The sequence below is a fragment of the Rhodococcus sp. P4_F5 genome (assembly GCF_056401315.1).
In genome coordinates, this window is the sequence record NZ_JBFUJP010000041.1 from 25,713 (window position 1) to 46,773 (window position 21,061).

Sequence of the window (21,061 nt, forward strand, 5' to 3'; positions counted from 1 at the left end):
CGGCGGCTGCCGGCGGTACCTGCCGCTCCGAGGTACCTACCCCTTCTTGGGGAAGTGCCGGATCAGCCCCTCCTGCACGACGGTCGCGACGAGTTCGCCCTCCCGCGAGAAGAACCGGCCGGTGGCCATGCCGCGGGAGCCCGCGGCGACCGGCGACTCCGTCGCGTAGAGCGTCCAGTCGTCGAACCGGAACGGCCGGTGGAACCACATCGAGTGGTTCACCGTCGCGGCGACGATCCGGTCCAGGCCCCAGGACAGGCCGTGGGTGGTGATGATCGAGTCCAGCACCGTGGTGTCGGAGGCGTACCCCATGACGGCGACGTGCAGAAGCGGGTCGTCGGGCAGCGAGCCGTCCGCCTTCATCCAGACCCGGTTGTGGTTGAGCTTGTCCCCCGTGCCCTTCATGATCCAGGCCGGGTCGTTCGCGTAACGCATGTCGACCGGCTTGAGCGCCTTGACGAACATCTCCAGCCGGTCCTCGAAGCCGACGAGGTGCTCACCCAACGGCGGCAACGACTCCGGGTACGGCACCTCCGGCACCGCGACGGCATGCTCGAGCCCGCGCCCCGAGTCCTGGAAGGCGGCGAGCATGACGCACAGTTCCTTGCCGTCCTGGTACGCCGTCACCTGCCGGTTCGCGAAGGCCCGGCCGTCCCGGTGCCGCTGCACCCGGTACACGATCGGTTCCTTGACGTCGCCGCCACGGATGAAGTGCGTGTTGAGCGCGTGCAGTGGACGCCCCGGACCGACGGTGCGGCCCGCGGCGATGATCGACTGCGCGATCAACTGGCCGCCGAAGGTGCGGCTGCCCAGTTGGGCCTGCGCGGGATGCCGGCCCAGGAACTCGTCCTCGCCGATTTCCTCGAGGTCGAGCAGGTCGAGCAGAACGTCGAGATCCGTCGACCGGTCGAGTTGTGTTCCGGCCCCCGCGTCAGTCACCTAGTGGTCCTCTTCGCCAATCCGATGCACGTGAATCAAGTTGGTCGAGCCTACGGTTCCGGGGGGCGATCCGGCGACGATAACGACGAGATCGCCCTTGTTGTACCGGCCCAGCGAGAGCAACGCGGTGTCGACCTGGCCGATCATCGCGTCGGTCGTGGACATCCCGGGCACCAGGAACGTCTCCGTCCCCCACGTCAGCGACAGCTGGCTGCGCACCTCGGGCAGCGGCGTGAAGGCCAGCAGCGGCAGCGGCGTGTGCAGCCGGGCCAGGCGGCGGACGGTGTCACCGGACTGGGTGAAGGCCACCAGTGCCTTGGCGTCCAGTCGCTCGCCGATGTCGCGGGCCGCGTAGGAGATCACGCCACGCTTGGTCCGCGGCGTGTGGGTCAGCGGTGGAACGCGGGTGGACTCGGACTCGACGGCCTCGACGATCCGGGCCATCGTCTGCACGGTCTCCATGACGAACTTGCCCACCGAGGTCTCGCCGGAGAGCATCACCGCGTCGGCGCCGTCGAGGACGGCGTTGGCGACGTCCGAGGCCTCGGCCCGGGTCGGACGCGAGTTCTCGATCATCGACTCGAGCATCTGCGTTGCCACGATGACGGGGCGGGCATTCTCGCGGGCGATCTGGATGGCGCGCTTCTGTACCAGCGGCACCTGCTCGAGCGGCAGCTCCACACCGAGGTCGCCGCGGGCCACCATCACCGCGTCGAAGGCCAGCACGACGGCCTCCAGGTTCTCGATGGCCTCCGGCTTCTCCAGCTTCGCGATGACCGGGACGCGGCGGCCCACGCGGTCCATCACGGCATGCACCAGTTCGACGTCCGCCGGCGAGCGGACGAAGGACAGCGCGATGAAGTCGACGCCGAGGCGGAGCGCGAACTCGAGGTCCTCGATGTCCTTCTCCGACAMCGCCGGCACCGTGACGTTCATGCCGGGCAGCGAGACGCCCTTGTTGTTGCTGACCGGGCCGCCCTCGGTGACCACGCAGACGACGTCGTTGCCCTCGACGGCCTTTACGGTGAGCCCGACCTTGCCGTCGTCGACCAGAAGGCGGTCGCCCGGCTTCGCGTCGTTGGCGAGCTGCTTGTACGTGGTGGAGACGCGATCGTGGATGCCCTCGACGTCGTCGACGGTGATGCGCACCTCCTCGCCGTTCTCCCAGACGGTGCGGCCGTCGACGAAGCGTCCGAGGCGGATCTTCGGTCCCTGCAGGTCGGCGAGGATGCCGACCGCCTTGCCGGTGGCCTCGGAGGCGGCGCGCACCCGCAGGTAGTTGTCCTCGTGGTCGGAGTGCTCGCCGTGGCTGAAGTTAAGTCGGGCGACGTCCATGCCGCTCTCGACGAGTTCTCGGATACGGTCACCGGTCGCAGTAGCGGGTCCCAGCGTGCACACAATCTTGGTTCGTCGAGTCACGACTGTGAGCCTAGTCGCTGCGGACCGGCAACTCTATTCACCACCATTCGGCCGACCATTGGTCCAAATCATTTAACTGATAATTCACGGAATTGTCGCGGTGAATTTGCCTTCAATATCCCGAGCCCTCGGACCGGCCTACAACACCGCGAGCGGCAGCGTGGTCGGGTGCACGGGCGCGGGCAGGTCCGAGTGCCCGGTCAGGTAGGCGTCGACGCTGCGGGCAGCCGAGCGGCCCTCCGCGATCGCCCACACCACCAGCGAGGCCCCACGGTGCGCGTCGCCGCACACGAACACGCCGGGCGCGGTGGTCTGCCAGTCCGGTCCGCAGGACAAAGCACCGCGGCTGTTGGGGCGCAGCCCGAAGTCGTCGAGCAGCGGCCCGTGCTCGACGCCCTCGAAACCGATTGCGAGAAGTGCTAGATCGCAAGGCAATTCGACCTGCGCTCCGACCGGAGTGACTCGACGTCGGCCGTCCTCGTCGACGCTGACCCGGACCTCGGCCACCACCACCGAACGCACCCGGGCGTCGGCGTTGCCGCCGAATCGCTGCACCGCCACCTCGAACCGGCGCACCCCGCCCTCGGCGTGCGCCGGCGAGGTACGCAGCACCATCGGCCACGACGGCCAGGGCGAACGCTCCTCGTCGCGCTCCGCCGGCAACTCCGGGTGGTAGTCCAACTGGGTGACCGAGGCGGCGCCCTGCCGGTGCGCGGTACCGAGGCAGTCGGCCCCGGTGTCGCCGCCACCGATGATCACCACATGTTTGCCGCTCGCCGACACCGCCGTCGGCCCGTCGCCCTCACACTCCCTGTTCGAGCGCACCAGGTAATCCATCGCCAGGTGGATCCCGCCCAGCTCGCGTCCCGGGACGCGGCTGTCGTCGCGAGCCCGCAGCGCACCCACCGCAATCACCACCGCATCGAACCCGGCGCTCAGCTGCGCCACCGTAGGCGCCACGCCCACCTCGCTTTCGGTCCGGAAGCGGGTTCCCTCGGCACACATCTGCTCCAGGCGACGGCCGAGCACCGACTTCTCCATCTTGAACTCGGGGATCCCGTACCGCAGCAACCCGCCGAGCCGGTCGTCGCGTTCGAACACCGTGACGTCGTGTCCGGCGCGGGTGAGCTGCTGGGCCGCGGCCAGCCCGGCCGGGCCCGAACCGATCACCGCGACGGCCTTGCCGGTGCGGACGACGGCGGGACACGGCGCGACGACACCTGCCTCCCAGGCGGCGTCGGCGATCGCCTTCTCGATCCACTTGATCGTCACGCTGCCGCCGGAGTCACGCTCGTCGATGGAGAGCACGCAGGCGCTCTCGCACGGCGCCGGGCAGACCCGCCCGGTGAACTCCGGGAAGTTGTTGGTGGCGTGCAGGCGGTAGGACGCCGCCGACCACATGTCCCGTTGCACCAGGTCGTTCCACTCCGGGATCAGGTTGCCGAGCGGGCAGCCCGCAGAACCGGAGTGACAGAACGGAACTCCGCAGTCCATGCAGCGGCTCGCCTGCGCGGACACCTCGCGAGCCCGCTCGGCCGGGGGCTGCTCGACGTACACCTCGTGCCAGTCGTGCACCCGCTCCTGAACCGGACGCCGCGGGGCGTCCCGCTTCGGGACCTTCATGAAGCCCTCGGGGTCAACCACGTGCCGCCTCCGCGCTCACACCGACCGGCGGGTGTGGCGCAGGGATCGTTCGAGGTGTCGGGTGGATTGCCGCGGCCCGATCGGGCCGCCCACCGTCGAGAAGAGCCGCCGAGCGTCACACTCGGGTGCGGAAATTCTAGCAGTCGGGCGGCCGGTCAGCCCCGGAGCTTTCGACCCTGTCTGTCCCGGACCGCGCCGGCCAACATGACGATCCCGTCGATCACCGGCCAGACCGCGCCGAGCCCGCACCGTAGGGGTCTACAGGATCCGCGCCGAGGTAGGCGGGCCGGCTGTGGGGCTGTTACTCGAAACCCTGCCCGCCGTCAGGAGGCTGGGTCATCGCCCGAGTCGCCCGCCGGCTTGGCCTCGCCCGGCGCGACCTTCGCGGACTCCGCGCCCGCCGTCGCCGACTCGCCGGCCGGCGCCGTCTTCCCCGCCGATGCGGCCGCGACGGGCTCACGCGGATGCCGCGGCTGCAGGTCCTCGGGTGCCTCGCGGCCCTTCTTGGCCAGCACGAAGTAGGCCACCGCCACGAGGAACACGATCACCGAGGTGAAGACGTTGATCCGGATGCCGGCGATCAGGGTGGCGTGGTCGTCGCGCAGCAACTCGACGCCGAACCGGCCCACGCAGTAGCCCGCCACGTACAGCGCGAACAGCCTGCCGTGTCCGATCCGGAAGCGACGGTCCACCCACACCAGCAGCAGCACGATCAGCAGGTTCCACACCAGCTCGTACAGGAACGTCGGGTGCACCACCTTCTCGACCACGCCGTTCGAGGTCCCGGTCAGCGCGTCGACGCGGCCGCTGGCGTTGACCCGCTGGTAGATCTCCAGACCCCACGGCACGGTGGTCTCGCGGCCGTACAGCTCCTGGTTGAAGTAGTTGCCGATCCGGCCGATCGCCTGGGCGAGCAGGATCGCCGGGGCCAGGGCGTCGCCGAAGGCGGGCGTCGGGATGCCGCGCCGTCGACAGCCGATCCAGGCGCCGACGCCGCCGAGCAGCACGGCGCCCCAGATGCCCAGGCCGCCCTGCCAGATCTTCAGCGCGTCGACCGGGTTCGCACCCTCACCGAAGTACGTGGGCCAGTCCGTCGCCACGTGGTAGAGCCGGCCGCCGACCAGTCCGAAGGGCACCGCCCAGATCGCGATGTCGAGGACCGTGCCCGGCTCACCGCCGCGGGCAATCCAGCGCCGCTCGCCCCAGTACAGGGCGACGACGATCCCCGCGATGATGAACAGCGCGTAGGCGCGCAGCGGAACCGGGCCGAGCTCCCACACTCCCTGCGGCGGACTCGGAATGTAGGCAAGCAGGTCGGCGGTGGAAGTCACGACGCCACGGTAGCCGAACGGACTCCCGCGGCGAGTTCCTCGGTGATCGCGCGCAGCGCCGCGGGCCCCTCGGCGACGGCCGTGACCAGCGCGGAGCCGACGATGACCGCGTCCGCGTAGGCACCGATCTCGGCGGCCTGCGCCCCGGAACGGACGCCCAGGCCGACACCGACCGGGATCTCGGAGTGCTCGCGCACCCGCGCCACCAGCTCCGGTGCCATGTTGGACACCGCGGCGCGGGCGCCGGTGACGCCCATAGTCGATGTCGCGTAGACGAAGCCGCGGCAGGAGTCGACGGTCATGGCGAGGCGCTCGGTGGTCGACGACGGCGCGACCAGGAAGATCCGGTCCAGGCCGTGCCTGTCCGAGGCCGCGATCCAGTCGGCCGCCTCGTCCGGGATCAGGTCCGGCGTGATGATGCCGAGCCCACCCGCGGCCGCGAGGTCGCGGGCGAAGTTGTCGACGCCGTACTTGAGCACGAGGTTCCAGTACGTCATGACGACGGCCTTGCCGCCGACCTTGGTGATGGCCTCGACGACGGTGAACACGTCACGGACCCGGAAGCCGGCGGTGAGCGCCTCGTCGGCGGCGGCCTGGATGGTCGGGCCGTCCATCACCGGGTCGCTGTACGGGATGCCGACCTCGATCAGGTCGCAGCCCCCCGCGACGAGCGTCTCGACGGCCTCGATCGACCGGGGCAGGTCGGGGTAGCCGGCGGGCAGGTAGCCGACCAGCGCGGCCCGGTTCTCGGCCTTGCACTGAGCGAAGAGGTCTCCGAGCCGGGACTGCTGCGCACTCACTTCGTCTGCCCATCCTTGTTCGAGTCGGTGTCGTCGTCGGGGAAGAGGCCGAACCACTTCGCGGCGGTGTCGACGTCCTTGTCGCCGCGGCCGGAGATGTTGACCAGCACGATCGCGCCCTCCCCCAGTTCCTGGCCGAGCTTCAGCGCGCCCGCGAGCGCGTGCGCCGACTCGATGGCGGGGATGATGCCCTCGCGGCGGCTGAGCAGCGCGAGGGCGTCCATCGCCTCGGTGTCGGTGATCGACCGGTACTCGGCGCGGCCGATGTCCTTGAGGTGCGAGTGCTCCGGGCCGACGCCCGGGTAGTCCAGGCCGGCGGAGATCGAGTGCGACTCGATGGTCTGGCCGTCCTCGTCCTGCAGCAGGTACGAGTAGGCGCCGTGCAGCGCGCCCGGCGTGCCGCCCCCGATGGTCGCGGCGTGCCGGCCGGTTTCGACGCCGTCACCGCCGGCCTCGAAGCCGACGAGCCGCACCGACGGGTCGTCGATGAAGGCGTGGAAGATGCCGATCGCGTTGGAACCGCCGCCGACGCAGGCCGCGACGGCGTCGGGCAGCCGGCCGGTGTGCGCCTGCACCTGGGCCCGCGCCTCCAGGCCGATGATCCGCTGGAAGTCGCGCACCATCACCGGGAACGGGTGCGGGCCCGCGGCGGTGCCGAAGCAGTAGTAGGTGTTGTGCGCGTTGGTGACCCAGTCGCGCAGTGCCTCGTTGATGGCGTCCTTGAGGGTCGCCGAGCCGGTGACGGCGGGGATCACCTCGGCGCCGAGCAGCCGCATGCGCGCGACGTTCAACGCCTGCCGCTTGGTGTCGACCTCGCCCATGTACACGACGCACTCGAGGCCGAGCAGCGCGCAGGCGGTCGCGGTGGCGACGCCGTGCTGGCCCGCGCCGGTCTCGGCGATCACCCGGGTCTTGCCCATCCGCTTGGCGAGCAGCGCCTGGCCGAGGACGTTGTTGATCTTGTGGGAACCGGTGTGGTTCAGGTCTTCCCGCTTGAGCAGCAGTCGCGCGCCGCCCGCGAACTCGCTGAGCCGGGTGGCCTCGTACACCGGCGACGGACGGCCGGTGTAGTCCCGCTGCAGGCGGTCGAGTTCGGCGAGGAAGGCGTCGTCGCCGCGCGCCTTGTCGTACTCGGCCGTGACCTCCTCGATCACCGCCATCAGCGCCTCGGGGACGTAGCGTCCGCCGTAGACGCCGAAATGGCCGCCCTGGTCGGGTTCGTGCGCGCTGCGCTCGGTCACACCCGCGCTCATGCGGGGAAGGCCGCGGCCCTTGGCGGAAAGTACGGGATCGTCTGCAGTCACCCGTCCAGTCTGCCCCAACGGTGACCTCGGACTCATTCCGGGTCCGGGGTCACCGGGGTCGGGTCAGCGAGCCGGCTTGGGGCAGGACGGGTGCGCCCCCGCGGCGACCATTTCCTTGACGGCGGCGCGCGGATCCCCACTGGTCACCAGGCCCTCACCGACGAGCACCGCGTCTGCGCCCGCACCCGCGTAGGCCAACAGGTCACCGGTCCCGCGCACGCCGGACTCGGCGATCTTGACGACGTGGCTCGGCAGGCCGGGGCCGATCCGGGCGAAGGTGTCCCGGTCGACCTCGAGAGTCTTGAGGTTGCGCGCGTTGATGCCGATCACGGTGGCGCCGGCCTCGAGGGCCCGGTCCGCCTCCTGCTCGGTGTGCACCTCGACCAGCGCCGTCATCCCGAGGGACTCGGTGCGGTCCAGCAGCGAGGCCAGCACCTGCTGCTCGAGCGCCGCGACGATCAGCAGCACCACGTCGGCGCCGTGCGCCCGGGCCTCGTGGATCTGGTACGGCCCGACGATGAAATCCTTGCGCAGCACCGGGATGCTGACGGCCCTGCGGACCGCGTCCAGGTCGGCGAGCGAGCCCTTGAAGCGACGCTCCTCGGTCAGCACGCTGATCACCCGCGCGCCGCCCTGCTCGTAGGCGAGTGCGAGTTCGGCGGGGTCCGGGATGCCGGACAGCTCACCCTTCGACGGGCTCGCGCGCTTGACCTCGGCGATCACGGCGATACCGGGCGCCCGGAGGGCGGCGGCCGCGTCGAGCGCGGCGGGGGCGGTGGCTGCCGCGGCCTTGACCGCAGCAAAGTCGAGCACGGCTTCGCGGGCAGCTACGTCGGCACGCACCCCGTCGAGAATCGATTCGAGAACAGTCATATTTGTCCCGAGTCCTTTCTGGGCAGACCGACGATGTGAGGTAAATCATCGGATTGGGCAAGCGTAGTTGGCCCCGATGCCTTGACTAACGGCGGGTCTCTGTGGGCGGCGGACCGTCGTTGTCCGGGCCGTGGTTTGGCTCCGCCGGGCCGGTGCCGGACGCCGGTCCTGCAGGGGGTTCGTCCTCGGTCGGGTCCTCCCCCGCGTCGAGCGCATCCCAGATCACCCGCTGGCTCGGTGGCTGCGAGGACGCGCCCCGGCGGGTCGCCTCCTCCCGCCGCGCAGCGGGTGCGGCGTAGCGCGAGGACAGGCCCGCACTGCGGCCGGCCTTGCGAATCAGGGCTATCGCCGCGGCCAGAGCGACCACGCCGCCGAACACGGCCAGCAGGGCCGGCGCCGGGTAGGTCGTCGCGCCGGTGACCTCCGCCCGGCCGGGCAGCTCGGCCAGCCGGCCGGCCTTCTCCTCGTCGGCACCACCGACAAGGAGGGACACCGCGGGCACGACGGCCGCTACCGCGACCAGGGCCACCAGCAGCCCCACCACCCGCAGCGCCCAACCGCGCACCGCGAACGACGCGGCGATCGCGGCGATCAGGGTCAACGCCAGCGGCGTGGTGGCCGCCGCCCAGACGCCACCGCCCAGCGCGGTGCTGCGGGCCTCGCCGAGTCCGTCCTGCGAGTCGACCTGGACCCAGGTCATCCGCGAGGACGCCCACAGGCACAGTGCGGCCACGGCCAGCAGCAGCACCGGCAGCGCCGCCGTCGCGCCGGACCCGCGCCGGGCCGGTTCGGTGGCCGCCGCGTCAGTCATCGCGCTCACCGTCGAGTGCGGCGAGGGTTCCCGCCGCGGCGATCGCGCTGAGCACGGCCATCGCCTTGTTCCGCGCCTCGGTGTCCTCGTAGACCGGGTCGGAGTCCGCCACGATCCCCGCGCCGGCCTGCACGTACGCGGTGCCGTCCTTGACCAGGGCGGAGCGGATCGCGATGGCGGTGTCGGCGTCGCCGGCGAAGTCGAGGTAGCCGACGATGCCGCCGTATATGCCGCGCCGGGTCGGTTCGAGTTCGTCGATCAGCTCCATCGCCCGGACCTTCGGGGCGCCCGAGAGGGTGCCGGCCGGGAAGCAGGCGGTGACCGCGTCGAGCGCGTGCTTGCCCTCGGCGAGCCGGCCGGTGACCGTGGAGACCAGGTGCATGACGTGGCTGTAGCGCTCGACGTGCCGGTAGTCGTGCACCTTGACGGTGCCCGGCTCGCAGACCCGGCCGAGGTCGTTGCGCCCGAGGTCCACCAGCATCAGGTGCTCGGAGTTCTCCTTCTCGTCGGCCAGCAGGTCCTTCTCGAGCAGCAGGTCGTCCTCCTCGGACTCGCCGCGCCAGCGGGTCCCCGCGATCGGGTGCGTGGTCGCGACGCCCTCCTTGACGGTGACCAGCGACTCCGGGCTGGATCCGACGATGGTGAACGCGGTGCCGCCGTCGCCGTCCGGGACGTTGACCAGGTACATGTACGGGCTCGGGTTGGAGGCACGGAGCATCCGGTAGATGTCGAACGGGTGCGCGTCGGTGTCCATCTCGAAACGCTGCGAGAGCACCACCTGGAACGCCTCGCCCGCCTCGATCTCGCCGATCAGCCGTCGCACGTCCGCGCCGAAACTCTCGGTGGTGCGCTGGCGGCGGTAGTCCGGGGCCGGCTTGCTGAAGGTGGAGACGGTGGACGGCGCCGGCGCGCTGAGCGCCCGGGTCATCTCGTCGAGCCGGGCGACGGCGTCGTCGTAGGCCTCGTCGACGCGGTCGTCCGTGCCGTCCCAGTTGACCGCGTTGGCGATCAGGATGATGGCGCCCTCGTGGTGGTCGACGGCGGCCAGGTCGGTGGCCAGCAGCATCACCATCTCGGGGACCTGCAGGTCGTCGACGGCGTGGCTGGGCAGCCGCTCGATCCGGCGGATGATGTCGTATCCCATGAACCCGACCATGCCGCCGGTCAGCGGCGGCAGGCCCGGAAGTCGTTCACTGCGAAGCAGTTCCAAGGTCTGGCCGAGCGCGACGATCGGATCGCCGCCCGAGGGGGCGCCGGCCGGGACGTTGCCCTGCCAGCCGGCCTCGCCGTCGACCACGGTCAGCGCGGCGGGGCTCCCCGCGCCGATGAACGACCATCGGGACCAGGATCGGCCGTTCTCGGCGGACTCGAACAGGAAGGTGCCGGGCCGGTCCGCGGCCAGCTTGCGGTACGCCGAGAGGGGTGTCTCGGAGTCCGCCAGCACCTTTCGGGTGACCGGCACCACCCGGTGCTCGGCCGCGAGGGCGCGGAACTGATCCCTGGTGGTGGTGGAATCGTCCGCGCCGACGACGGCGGCTGCGGAGGGGACGGTGGTTGGCTCGCCGGGCATGGCACCCATCATCCCAGGAGCGGAGCCTGCGGAGCGACTCAGGTGCACAGGAGCGGAGCCTGCGGAGCGACTCAGGTGCACAGGAGCGGAGCCTGCGGCCACGTGCAGGCCCGCCGCTACAGGGTGGCGCGGTCCATCGGCCGGGGCAACGGCTCCAGCGCTCCGGCCTCCCGCATCCGCAGGTACACCCGCACCACGTCGTCGACGGCCCCCTCGACCTCGACCAGCGCGCCGCCCCCGAACGGCCGGACGTTCGCGCCCAGACCGTCGGGCAGGCGGACCGCGCGGCGCGGGGACAGGTAGGCATGACGGCCGATGCAGGGATCGCCGACGGCGAAGCCGGTGTCGTCTTCGAGGGCGTCGAGGATGTCGTCGTCGGTGACGTCGCCGAAGTCCGGTTCCCACACCTGGGCGAGCATCGCGAGGAGTTGGGCCTCGGGGATCGCGGCATTGTCGGGCGCGGCGATCGTCATCACGAGCGACTGCAGGAGGTACTCGGGGGCACCGCCGGCGAGGCCACTGATCTCGATGTCCCAGCCGGGTTCACCCGTCGTGGTGATCCGAAGCGCGATGCCGATGACGTCCGACCAGTCGGCGTCCGCCCGGGCCGCGACCAGGGCGTCCCGCAGCGAGTTCCGGTCACGGGGAAGGTCGGCCGGACCCGTGGGACGGATCTGCTGCCATGACCTGTCGCGACCTGGTTCCGGCGCCGGGAGCAGCGCGTCGCACCGGTCCAGGGTGGTGCGCCAGCGTTCGGCGACCGACTCGACGGATTCGGGCCGTGGCCCCCAGAACACCCGCACGATCCGCCGCATCCGCTCCCCCACCCGGCTCTCCGCCCGAGAACCCCTGCCGCACAGTATTGGACGCCACGGACGCACGCGTAGCCTCGGCAGTATGCAGACCGGACAGCAGGTACCCGACTTCGCCCTCCCCGACCAGGACGGGACGGTTCGCACGCTCGGCGAACTGGTCGCCGACGGTCCACTGGTGCTGTTCTTCTACCCGGCCGCGAACACCCCGGGGTGCACCGCCGAGGCCTGCCACTTCCGCGACCTGGCCGCCGAGTTCACCGCGGTCGGGGCATCGAGGGCCGGCATCAGCACCGACGCGGTGGCGAAGCAGGCGTCGTTCGCCGCCGCGCAGTCCTTCGACTACCCGCTGCTGTCCGACGAGTCCGGCAAGGTCGCCGAGCAGTTCGGGGTGCGGCGCGGCCTGCTCGCGAAGCTGTCGCCGGTCAAGCGCACCACCTTCGTCATCGACACCGACCGCACGGTACTGAAGGTGATCGCCAGCGAGGTGCGCATGAACACCCACGCCGACCAGGCGCTGGAGTTCCTCCGCGCACGCTGACCTGCGCCTACGCCACCTGCAGCGACCGCTTCGCCAGCCCCATCCAGAAGCCGTCGATCACCTGCGCCGGCACCTGTTCGGGGTTGCTCGACGCCCCGAGGGTGACGAACAGCGGCGCGAAGTGCTCGATGGTCGGGTGCGCGTACGGCATGCCGGGCGCCTTCGCCCGGAAGTCGATGAGTGCGTCGACGTCTGCGGCGGCGAGCCGTTCGCTCGCCCACGCGTCGAACTCCGAGGACCAGCCCGGCGCCTGCGCGTTCGGCGTCCAGTCCCGCAGGAACGGCAGTCCGTGGGTGGTGAAGCCCGAGCCGACGATCAGCACGCCCTGCTCGCGCAGCGGCCGCAGTCGCTCGCCGAGGTGCAGCAACCGCTGCGGGTCGAGGGTGGGCAGGGAGATCTGCAGGACCGGGATGTCGGCGTCGGGGTACATCACGGTCAGCGGGACGTAGGCGCCGTGGTCGAGCCCGCGGCTCGGCTGGTGGGTGACCGGTTCGTTGTCGGGCATCAGCGCGGCAACCTGACGGGCCAGGTCCGGCGCACCCGGCGACCGGTAGGTGACCCGGTAGTACTTCGGGTCGAAGCCACCGAAGTCGTAGGTGAGCGGCGTCCCGGTGACGGTGGAGCCGATGGTGAGCGGCGCCGACTCCCAGTGCGCAGACACCACGAGGACGGCCGTCGGGCGGGGCAGGTCCCGCGCCCAGCCGCCGAGCTGCGAGACCCACAGCGCGTCGTCGACGAGCGGGGGTGCACCATGACTGAGGTACAGCGCCGGCATTGCCTGGTCCGTCATTGCGACTCCTTAGATTGAAGCTTCAACTAGCCTAAGGGTCAACGTCGGCGGGCGCCAGTTGTTCCCACCGGCCGGCACCACCGGACCTGCGCCGTACGCGAGTTCGGCACGGGACATGGTTCGAGACGACACAGGATTCGAGATGACGCGGGGTTCGGACATGACGCAGTGGTTGAGCAGCGAGCAGCAGGCCGCGTGGCGCGAGCTGGTGACCGTGATGACGCGGATGCCCGCGGCACTGGACACCCAGCTGCAGCGCGACTCCGGGCTCACGCATTTCGAGTACTTCGTGCTGTCCGCACTCTCGGAGGCGCCCGAGCGCCGGCTCCAGCTCAGCGTCCTGGCCGCGCGGGCGAACGCGTCGCTCTCGCGGCTCTCGCACGTGGTGACCAAGCTGGAGAAGGCCGGCTGGGTGCGGCGCGAGAGCATCGTCGGCGCCCGCGGGTCGCTGGCCGTGCTCACCGACGCCGGGCACGACAAGGTGGTCGAGGCGGCGCCGGGCCACGTGGCGACCGTGCGGGCGCTGCTCTTCGACGGACTCGACGACGCTCAGGTACGCGAGTTGCTCGCACTGGGCACCGCGATGGTCACCCAACTCGACAAGGGCATCGCCGGCGGCGCCGGCAAGGCCTGAGTCAGCCGAGCGGCACGCCGCCGACGCCCCAGTTCTCCCGCGGCACGTCGGTCAGCGTGACCCACACCTGGGCCGGGTTCTTCCCTGCGGCCTCGGCGTATGCCCTGGTGACCGCTTCAATCACCGCACGCTTCTGCTCGGCAGTGAGGCCCGGCGTCTGACTTATCTGAATCAACGGCACAAGACGAACTGTGCCACAGTCCTATTCGACGCTTCACAGCGTGGGGCTACGTTCGATTTCGCGAAGGCAATGTCGACCACCCGCTCAGCGCTTCGATCTCGCTGCGCAAACGGTGGTTCTCGAGCGCCAGGCGCTGCACACTGGTCGCGGCAACCTCAATGTCGCTCCGGAGCCCGCGTTCTCACGTCGGAGGCGGTCGATGTCACCGCGCAAGCCGGTCGGCCTGGTTCCGTCGCTGCGACCGTCAGGTTCATGATGGTTGACCGACTTGATCTCCTCGACCACGCCAGCGAAGTGGCGACGGAATGTGTTGTCGGACAAGCCAAAATGCCGTGCGACTGCCAGGACAGTCGTCCGCCGATTCTCTTCGCCGCAGCTCAGTTCAGCGACCACAGCTCGAACATCGTCGATATCCGGAAATTGAGTTCTCGCATTCTTGACTTCTCCATCGCGTAGCGACCAAGAAACCCTTCGATCTGTTCGACTCGACGCGCAACAGCGACGCCCGTGACCGGCACAAACACGGCGGACAATCGCCAGCTTCGCCCGTGACTGTCCTCCACAAGTCTCCGCTGGTGCGTCCATTCTCGATCTCCTCCGTCTGATCTGATGCCCATCCCCACGGATCAAGGAGTCATCATGACCAACCCCAACGAGTTCAAGTCCCCGGCGACGGATCGAACGGACGCAACACCCCAGGCTGCGGCGCCGACGTGTTGCAGCACCGAACGACAGGCCACCTGCTGCGACCACAGTGAGAAGTCGACGTGCTGTGGTCCGGCGGCGACCGTCGGCGGCGGATGCGGCTGCCAGTAACCCTCAGGGCAAGACGCGGCGCGGCGCGCGCGGACGGGGTCCGGTCCTGGCTGATCTGACAGCAGGCGTGCAATTGGGCCTGGAGCGCGGCGCGGCCGCGTTGGACTCGGGATTTCATCCCGGACACCGAGATTCCCGCCTCACCGGCGGCCGCGGCGTGGGTTCGGGCGTCGAGGTCGACCATCTTCACCGCAGCGGCCTGCTCGGCGGGCAGCCCCGAGAGCATCGGCACCAGGCAGGAGGCGAGTTCTTTCTCCGCCGCCGCCTCGTCGGCGTCCGACTCGCCGTCGGGAGGATTGTCGGGGACCGCGTCGACAGTCAGCTCGCGGCGACGCGCCGCCGACCGGTAGTAGTCGGTGATCGCGTTGCGGGTGATCGCATACATCCAGCCCAGAAGGCGGTCCTGCTCGCGCAGGTTGTCGAGGCTCTTGGCCATCCGCAGGAACACGATCGACAGAATGTCTTCGGCGTCCTCGGGACGCGAGACCCGGCGGGCGATGAAGGCCCGCAAGTCGCTCGAGAAGCGGCGCCAGAGCTGGTCGAGATCAGCCGACTCCGGTTGGGGTGTCGTCGTGGTGCCCGTGTCCTCGCTCATGACTCTGGTTCCTCTCCGTCTCCAGCATCCCCGCCTCGCGGCGCGGTCGCGACCCCTGAATTCAGGGTCCCCGCAGAGGTACCGACGACGGTGACCGCGATCGAACGCACTCTGCGTCCGAATTCGGGGTGCCTCGTCTGTATGGGTGTCGATGTCGAATCCGGATTCTCCGGTTCGACGTATTCGAAGAAGCGCAGCGAGGAGGTGAGAGCGATGCTGACTACACATCTGTTGTCGGATCTGACCAGCGACGAGGTCGATCTGGTCGTGGCGGAGGAACTGCATCTGCTCGACGCCGTCGCATGAGCGCCGCCGACGCCCGCACCGGGCGTATCCGCTGACCGCAGCACACCAGGCGTGGCCCCTGCCCTCCAGAGGGACAGGGGCCATTGGGGTGCCCGGGTCCGGACGCACAGCCAACACGCAAGACCCGCCCTGGCCCCCTCACGGGAGGGGCAGGGCGGGCGCGTCGTTCAGCGGGCGCGTGCCGGCCGAACCAGTCGGGCGAGAACAGGGACCGCGATGACCACGGCCCACAACCCGATCGCGGCGACCAGGGCCGCGACGGTGTCCCCGGCGGTGGCGGTGCCGAGCACGTGTCCGCGCAGGGCGTCGGTGGCGTGCGCGACCGGATTCACCGTCGCCATGGCCTGCATCCAGCCGGGCATGGTCTCGAGCGGCGCGAACGCACTCGAGATGAACATCAGCGGCATCATCACCATCATCCCGGCGAACTGGACCACGTCCGGGCGGCGCAGCCGGTCCCCGATCAACCCGAACAGGGCGCTCATCGCCGCGGCCAGCACCACCAGCACCACGACCGCGGCGACAGCATCCAATGCGGTTCCGTAGAACTCGAAACCCAATGCCACGGCAGCGATTCCGAGCAGCGCGGCCCGGGCGAGGGTGAAGACGGCCTCGTTGACGGTGCGGGCCACCCCCGGCAGCGCCGCCCGCATGGGCAGGGCCGCGAAGCGGTCGTGCAGGCCGTTGGTGTGATCGATCGCGGCGGAGACTCCGGCGTTGGTGCCGGCCATCACGGTGGAGACGGCGAGCATTGCCGGGGTGAGGAAGACGATGTAGCTGACCCCGGCCGGGAAGCCCGGTCCCGCGGCGACGCTGCGGAACACCTGGCTGAACAGCACCAGCATTGCCATCGGCATGGTCAGCGAGAACATCAGCAACTGCGGGACGCGGGCGCTGGTGCGCAGGTTCCGGACGGTGAGGGCGGCGAGCTGGTCCCCGATCCGGGGGCGCTCGATCGAAGGCGTGGTGGTGGTCATCGGTGTGCTCCGGGGGTGTGGGCGAGGTGGGTGAAGACGTCGTCGAGGCTTGGGGAGGTCACGTCGAGGTCAGTGATCTCGATGCCGCCGCGGTGAAGGTCGGCGACCAGCGCGATCGCGGCGGTGGCATCGTCGACGGTGACCGACACCCGAGCCCGGTCGCCGTCGACCCGGTTGGTATCCGGGATGAACGGCAGATCTGCGCGCTGGCCGGCGGGGATCGTGGCGCTGAGGACCTTGCCGCCGACAATCCGTTTCAACTCCGTGGGGGTGCCGCGGGCGGCGACCCTGCCCCGACTCAGAACCACAATGTGGTCGGCGAGCCGGTCGGCTTCCTCGAGGTACTGGGTGGTGAGCACGACCGTGGTGCCCGCGACTGTCAGCTCGTCCACGACATCCCACAGTCCGGCGCGGGCGAGGGGGTCCAGGCCCGTGGTCGGCTCGTCCAGGAACAGCACTGACGGGGACCCGACGAGGCTGGCGGCAAGATCGATCCGGCGGCGAGAGCCCCCGGAGAGTTCCCCGACCCGCCGGGTCGCGTATTCGTGCAACCCGAGCCGGTTGATCAGCGCGTCGGCCTGGGCGCGGGCGGTGCGCCGCAGCCCGGTCAGGCGGCCGATCAGCTCCAGGTTCTCCCGGGCGGTGAGGAATTCGTCGAGTCCGGCGTATTGGCCGGTCACCCCGATCCGGCGGCGCACCGCGGTGGCGTCACCGACCACGTCGAGGCCCTCGATCTGTACGCGGCCGATGGTGGGCCGCACCAGGGTGGTCAACGTACGGATCAGGGTCGTCTTGCCGGCACCGTTGTGGCCGAGCACCCCGAGTGTCGTCCCGATGGCAGCTTCCAGGTCGACGCCGTCGAGGGCCCATGTTTTGCCGTAGGCGACGTGCAGATCCTCGACCACGACGGCCGGGGCGCTCATCGCGCACCCCCACGGCGGTCTCCGGCGGGGCGGGCGGACAGGTGGGTGGTCATCGGAGGTTCCTCTCGGAAGGTGTGCTCCCACCCGGTGGTGGATAGGAGTCCGCTTCCTCAGACGAACCAGCCGCGAATTGGACGCACCCGTCGCCGAATCAGGTGGATCGAACGCGGGTTCCGGTGGTCAGGGTGCGGGTTCGATGGTTCGACGGGGCATGCCGGCGGCGGCGAACACTGCGGCGAGGAGGGCGATCGCGCCGAGGACGAGGTAGGTGCGGGCGTAGCTTCCAGTCCAGTTCGACAGTGCGGTGCCGGCCCACGGTGCCAGGGCCATGACGATGACGATGGGTGCGGACATGAGCCCGTTGAGCCTCCCGTAGTGGGTTGCGCCCCAGCGGTCGGTGATCGCGGTGGCCTGGACGAGGGTGAAGATGCCGCGGACCAGGCCGGCGCCGACCGCGACGGCGATGAGGGCGGTCAGCCCGTCGACGACACCGAGTAGTGCGGTGGTCGCTGCGGTTGCGGCGATGATCCCGACGGCTCGGCCGCGGGGGCCGGTGTGTGCGGCGATCGGCAGGTAGCCGATGCGTCCGAGGACCTGTCCGGCTCCGCCGAGGCCGAGGGTCAGTGCGGCGAGGCCGGGGCTGAAGCCTTGTTCGATGAGCAGGGGAACGAGGTTGAACACGGCGGCGAACGCTGCGAATGCGGCCAGACTCAGCGCGATCACCAGTGTGGCGAAGGCCCCGCTGCGGGACGCCTCGCGGTGGTCGATGACGACGGGGCCGGGATGCTGGGGTGGGTCCGGCCAGCGGCCTCGCAATCCCAGGCAGTGGCCGGGGATCGTCACCGCGGCCAGGATCGCTGCGAGGACGACATAGGTTGCCCGCCAGTCGTATCGCTCGACCAGCGCCGCGGCCAGCGGAGCGAAGACGGTGCTTGCCAGTCCGGCGGCGAGGGTGAGGATCATCAGCGCCTTGACGTAGTCGGCGCCGTACCAGCGGGTCAGGGCGGCGAACGCGGGCGGGTAGAGCACTGCGCCCATCGCCGCCCCGGCCAAGGCCCAGCCCGTGTAGAAGACGGGCAGGTTCGGCGACCACGCCACGATCAGCAGTGCCGGCACCGCGAGCACCGATCCGGCGGTCATCACCGCGCGTGGACCGGCGGCATCGAGAATGCGTCCGACGGGAATCCCGACGACGGCGGCGACGAGCTGGCTGAGCGAGAAGGCGGCCACGATCACCGACGGCGACCAGCCGCTCTCGTGTGAGATCGCCACCGACAGCACGGGGAACGCGTAGTAGAGGATTCCCCAGCTGGTGATCTCGGTCAGGCACAGCGTGGTCAGCACCCGTCGCAGACCGGTCTTGCCGAGGGTCTCGGTCTGCGGCGGGGCCGTCGTCTCGGTCACTCCCGGCTACCGGCCGGCGATGGACGGCGAGAGGGTCACCAGCTCCGGCTCGGTGTGGCGCAGCAACCGCCCTCGGCCGCGGCGGTGTCGGGCTCCTCGAGCACTCCCGCTCCGCCGCAGACCCCGGTCTCGGGAAGGATCAGCTCGACCCGGTGCGCGGCCTCGTGGTCGCCTGCGAGGTGCGCGGCGACGGAGCGGACCTGCTCGTAGCCGGTCATCGCGAGGAACGTCGGGGCGCGGCCGTAGCTCTTCATCCCCACCAGGTAGACGCCAGGTTCGGGGTGGCTCAGCTCGCGGACGCCGTGCGGGTACACGGTGCCACACGAGTGCACGTTGGGGTCGATGAGCGGCGCCAACTCGACCGGCGCCTGCAGGACCGGGTCGAGTCCCAGGCGGACCTCCGAGAGCCACGACAGCTCGGGGCGGAACCCTGTCAGCGCCACGACGCGGTCGACGTTCTCGATCTGCTGTCGTGCGTCGGAGACCAGCGTCACCGCACCGGAGTCACCGGATCCGATTGCTGCGGTCCGGAATCCGGTGACCACGGTGAGCAGGCCGTCGTCGACCGCCTTCTTCGCGCGCAGACCCAGAGCTCCGCGGGCCGGCAGCTGGTCGGCTTCGCCGCCGCCGAACGCCGATCCGACGGTGCCGCGGCGCACCGCCCAGGTGATCCGGGTGCCCGGCGCGTCCGCGGCGAGGGATGCGAGGGCGACGATTGCGGTCAGTGCGGAGTGGCCGGCGCCGGCGATCACGGTGTGCTTTCCCGCGTACTCGGCGCGGACCTGTGGGGCGTCGACGTCGGGGACGCGGTAGGAGATGCGGTCGGCGGCGGCGCGTTCGCCGGCGGCGGGCAGGCCCTCGCTGCCGAGCGGGTTGGGGGTGCCCCAGGTGCCGGAGGCGTCGATCACCGCTTGGGCGAGGATTCGGTCCTCGGCGCCGTCGGCTCGGCGGATGTGAACGGACAGCGGTTCGGTGTCGCGTCCGGCGTCGACGACGCGGTCGCGGCCGCGGCGCGCGACGCCGACGACCTCGGTGCTGTGGTGGACCGCGTCGCCGAGGGCGGCGGCGAGCGGGACGAGGTAGTCGTTGGCCCACTGGGAGCCGGTCGGATACGACTCCGGGTCCGGGTGCGCCCAACCGGTCTCGGCGAGCAGCCGCTCGGCGGCAGGGTCGATCACCTCGGACCAGCGGGAGAACAGTCGGACGTGATTCCACTCGCCGACCGCGGCACCGGCGCTCGCGCCGCGCTCGAAAACCAGCGGGTTCAGGCCCCGCTCTCGCAGCTCGGCGGCGGCGGCAAGCCCGATCGGGCCGGCACCCACAACGACCACAGGCAGGTCAGACATCACAACATCCTTTCATCGATGCGTATCGATTTACTCGCGATCGACTATATCGACGCCTGTCGATATACGCAACCATCGACAGACATCGATATAGTGGGGTCATGACTTCCCTCGACATGCCGGTCGTCCGGACCACCCGCCCCGCCGGGGCGGATGCACTGGCGACCGAGGACGCCGCGACATACGCCGGCTGGTTCGCGTGCCTGGCCGAACCGACCCGGGTGCGGCTGCTGCACCAGGTCGCCAGCCACCCCGCCGGCATCACCGTCGGCGCGCTCGCCGAGGCGCTCGGCGTGGGGCAGCCCACCGTCTCGCATCACGTCCGCAAGCTCGCAGACGTCGGGTTCGTCAACGTCCACAAGGACGGCACCAGCACCGTCGTCGTGATCAACCCGGCGTGCTGCACCGGGCTTCCGCAGGCCGCGGACGTGGTCATGGGCCTGCTCAACCCGCGCCCCTGCTGCCCGGAAGACCTGCCCGCCGACGTCACCGTCCGCCCGATGCGCAGTGAGGACCGCGACGCGGTCCGACGGATCTACGGCGAGGGCATCGCGACCCGCGCAGCCACCTTCGCCACCGAGGTCCCCACCTGGGAATCCCTCGACGCCCAGTGGCTCCCCGAGCACCGCTGGGTGGCCGAGACCGCCGGGACGGTCGTCGGCTGGGCCACGCTGAGCCCGGTCTCGAGCCGGGACTGCTACCGCGGTGTCGCCGAGAACTCGGTCTACGTTGCCGACGGCATGCGCGGCCGCGGGGTCGGCAAGGCGCTGCTGCACACCCAGGTCATCGCCGCCGACCAGGACGGGCTCTGGACGCTGCAGACCTCGATCTTCCCGGAGAACCGTGCTTCCATCGCGCTGCACCACTCTGCAGGCTTCCGCACCATCGGTGTCCGCGAACGCATCGCCCAACTCGACGGGCGGTGGCGCGACACCGTCTTCCTCGAGCGCCGTTCCGCCGCCGGATAGYTACGCGGACCAACGCAATCGTCCGACCGCTGGCCCCGCCGCTGACTGGGCGGGACAATGGTGGACGGGGTTTCCGA

20 protein-coding genes and 2 pseudogenes are annotated in these 21,061 nt (G+C 70.4%); 5 read left to right on the plus strand and 17 right to left on the minus strand.

What is annotated here, in order from left to right; all coding sequences use genetic code 11:
- Positions 1 to 36: 36 nt before the first annotated feature.
- The 10 genes from AC1DU4_RS16810 to AC1DU4_RS16855 all read right to left on the minus strand — a co-directional run bounded on the left by AC1DU4_RS16810 (position 37) and on the right by AC1DU4_RS16855 (position 11,506).
- The gene (locus AC1DU4_RS16810; protein ID WP_477841658.1) at positions 37 to 939 is read right to left on the minus strand and encodes an acyl-CoA thioesterase; all 903 of its coding nucleotides are present in this window, start codon (positions 937 to 939) and stop codon (positions 37 to 39) included.
- Positions 940 to 2,358 (minus strand): pyruvate kinase, encoded by a 1,419-nt coding sequence (gene pyk, locus AC1DU4_RS16815; protein ID WP_477841660.1) that lies wholly within the window; start codon positions 2,356 to 2,358, stop codon positions 940 to 942.
- A gap of 138 nt (positions 2,359 to 2,496) precedes the next feature.
- The gene (locus AC1DU4_RS16820; protein WP_477841662.1) at positions 2,497 to 4,002 is read right to left on the minus strand and encodes a glutamate synthase subunit beta; all 1,506 of its coding nucleotides are present in this window, start codon (positions 4,000 to 4,002) and stop codon (positions 2,497 to 2,499) included.
- A gap of 323 nt (positions 4,003 to 4,325) precedes the next feature.
- On the minus strand, positions 4,326 to 5,333 hold the full coding sequence (gene lgt / locus AC1DU4_RS16825) for a prolipoprotein diacylglyceryl transferase (protein WP_477841664.1): 1,008 nt from the start codon (positions 5,331 to 5,333) through the stop codon (positions 4,326 to 4,328).
- Positions 5,330 to 6,133 carry a tryptophan synthase subunit alpha gene (gene trpA, locus AC1DU4_RS16830; protein ID WP_477841665.1) on the minus strand — a complete coding sequence of 268 codons (804 nt, stop codon included), beginning with the start codon at positions 6,131 to 6,133 and terminating at the stop codon, positions 5,330 to 5,332. The genes lgt and trpA overlap by 4 nt, the downstream gene beginning before the upstream one ends.
- Positions 6,130 to 7,386 carry a tryptophan synthase subunit beta gene (gene trpB, locus AC1DU4_RS16835; RefSeq protein WP_072845654.1) on the minus strand — a complete coding sequence of 419 codons (1,257 nt, stop codon included), beginning with the start codon at positions 7,384 to 7,386 and terminating at the stop codon, positions 6,130 to 6,132. Before trpB ends, trpA begins: the two co-directional genes overlap by 4 nt.
- Before the next feature lie 114 nt (positions 7,387 to 7,500).
- Positions 7,501 to 8,310 (minus strand): indole-3-glycerol phosphate synthase TrpC, encoded by an 810-nt coding sequence (gene trpC, locus AC1DU4_RS16840; RefSeq protein WP_477841667.1) that lies wholly within the window; start codon positions 8,308 to 8,310, stop codon positions 7,501 to 7,503.
- Positions 8,311 to 8,395: 85 nt separating this feature from the next.
- The gene (locus AC1DU4_RS16845; protein ID WP_477841669.1) at positions 8,396 to 9,121 is read right to left on the minus strand and encodes a TIGR02234 family membrane protein; all 726 of its coding nucleotides are present in this window, start codon (positions 9,119 to 9,121) and stop codon (positions 8,396 to 8,398) included.
- The gene (locus AC1DU4_RS16850; RefSeq protein WP_072845685.1) at positions 9,114 to 10,691 is read right to left on the minus strand and encodes an anthranilate synthase component I; all 1,578 of its coding nucleotides are present in this window, start codon (positions 10,689 to 10,691) and stop codon (positions 9,114 to 9,116) included. Before AC1DU4_RS16850 ends, AC1DU4_RS16845 begins: the two co-directional genes overlap by 8 nt.
- 116 nt (positions 10,692 to 10,807) lie before the next feature.
- Complete coding sequence (locus AC1DU4_RS16855; RefSeq protein ID WP_477841691.1) at positions 10,808 to 11,506, minus strand: hypothetical protein; 699 nt, start codon at positions 11,504 to 11,506, stop codon at positions 10,808 to 10,810.
- Positions 11,507 to 11,588: 82 nt separating this feature from the next.
- Between AC1DU4_RS16855 and AC1DU4_RS16860 the strand changes: the two genes are divergently transcribed.
- Entirely contained in the window at positions 11,589 to 12,044 is a 456-nt protein-coding gene (locus tag AC1DU4_RS16860) for a peroxiredoxin (RefSeq protein WP_477841672.1), read from the plus strand.
- A 7-nt stretch (positions 12,045 to 12,051) separates the two neighbouring features.
- Here AC1DU4_RS16860 and AC1DU4_RS16865 read toward each other — a convergent pair whose 3' ends face one another.
- Entirely contained in the window at positions 12,052 to 12,834 is a 783-nt protein-coding gene (locus AC1DU4_RS16865) for a dioxygenase family protein (RefSeq protein ID WP_477841674.1), read from the minus strand.
- Between the two features lie 142 nt (positions 12,835 to 12,976).
- Here AC1DU4_RS16865 and AC1DU4_RS16870 point away from each other — a divergent pair, with 142 nt between their 5' ends.
- The gene (locus tag AC1DU4_RS16870) at positions 12,977 to 13,468 is read left to right on the plus strand and encodes a MarR family winged helix-turn-helix transcriptional regulator (RefSeq protein WP_477841676.1); all 492 of its coding nucleotides are present in this window, start codon (positions 12,977 to 12,979) and stop codon (positions 13,466 to 13,468) included.
- A 1-nt stretch (position 13,469) separates the two neighbouring features.
- On the opposite strand, the gene AC1DU4_RS16875 is transcribed toward AC1DU4_RS16870, so the two are convergent.
- Positions 13,470 to 13,649, minus strand: coding sequence for a tautomerase family protein (locus AC1DU4_RS16875; RefSeq protein WP_477841678.1), 180 nt, complete (start codon positions 13,647 to 13,649; stop codon positions 13,470 to 13,472).
- A 252-nt stretch (positions 13,650 to 13,901) separates the two neighbouring features.
- Here AC1DU4_RS16875 and AC1DU4_RS16880 point away from each other — a divergent pair, with 252 nt between their 5' ends.
- Positions 13,902 to 14,105: a hypothetical protein gene (locus AC1DU4_RS16880; protein ID WP_477841679.1), complete on the plus strand. Its 204-nt coding sequence runs from the start codon at positions 13,902 to 13,904 to the stop codon at positions 14,103 to 14,105.
- A gap of 397 nt (positions 14,106 to 14,502) precedes the next feature.
- Here the strand turns inward: AC1DU4_RS16880 and AC1DU4_RS16885 are convergent.
- A pseudogene (locus AC1DU4_RS16885) lies at positions 14,503 to 15,060 on the minus strand (sigma-70 family RNA polymerase sigma factor); the annotation flags it as partial.
- A 90-nt stretch (positions 15,061 to 15,150) separates the two neighbouring features.
- On the opposite strand from AC1DU4_RS16885, the gene AC1DU4_RS16890 reads away from it, so the two are divergent.
- Positions 15,151 to 15,366, plus strand: coding sequence for a hypothetical protein (locus tag AC1DU4_RS16890; RefSeq protein ID WP_477841681.1), 216 nt, complete (start codon positions 15,151 to 15,153; stop codon positions 15,364 to 15,366).
- Positions 15,367 to 15,533: 167 nt separating this feature from the next.
- Here the strand turns inward: AC1DU4_RS16890 and AC1DU4_RS16895 are convergent, their stop codons facing one another.
- The 4 genes and pseudogenes from AC1DU4_RS16895 to AC1DU4_RS16910 all read right to left on the minus strand — a co-directional run bounded on the left by AC1DU4_RS16895 (position 15,534) and on the right by AC1DU4_RS16910 (position 20,016).
- On the minus strand, positions 15,534 to 16,343 hold the full coding sequence (locus AC1DU4_RS16895; protein WP_477841682.1) for an ABC transporter permease: 810 nt from the start codon (positions 16,341 to 16,343) through the stop codon (positions 15,534 to 15,536).
- A complete protein-coding gene (locus AC1DU4_RS16900; protein ID WP_477841684.1) occupies positions 16,340 to 17,266 on the minus strand; it encodes an ATP-binding cassette domain-containing protein in 927 nt (308 codons plus the stop codon). Before AC1DU4_RS16900 ends, AC1DU4_RS16895 begins: the two co-directional genes overlap by 4 nt.
- A gap of 180 nt (positions 17,267 to 17,446) precedes the next feature.
- Complete coding sequence (locus AC1DU4_RS16905) at positions 17,447 to 18,670, minus strand: MFS transporter (RefSeq protein ID WP_477841686.1); 1,224 nt, start codon at positions 18,668 to 18,670, stop codon at positions 17,447 to 17,449.
- Between the two features lie 6 nt (positions 18,671 to 18,676).
- A pseudogene (locus AC1DU4_RS16910) lies at positions 18,677 to 20,016 on the minus strand (NAD(P)-binding domain-containing protein).
- Between the two features lie 101 nt (positions 20,017 to 20,117).
- On the opposite strand from AC1DU4_RS16910, the gene AC1DU4_RS16915 reads away from it, so the two are divergent.
- The gene (locus AC1DU4_RS16915; protein WP_477841688.1) at positions 20,118 to 20,984 is read left to right on the plus strand and encodes a helix-turn-helix domain-containing GNAT family N-acetyltransferase; all 867 of its coding nucleotides are present in this window, start codon (positions 20,118 to 20,120) and stop codon (positions 20,982 to 20,984) included.
- Positions 20,985 to 21,061: the final 77 nt, after the last annotated feature.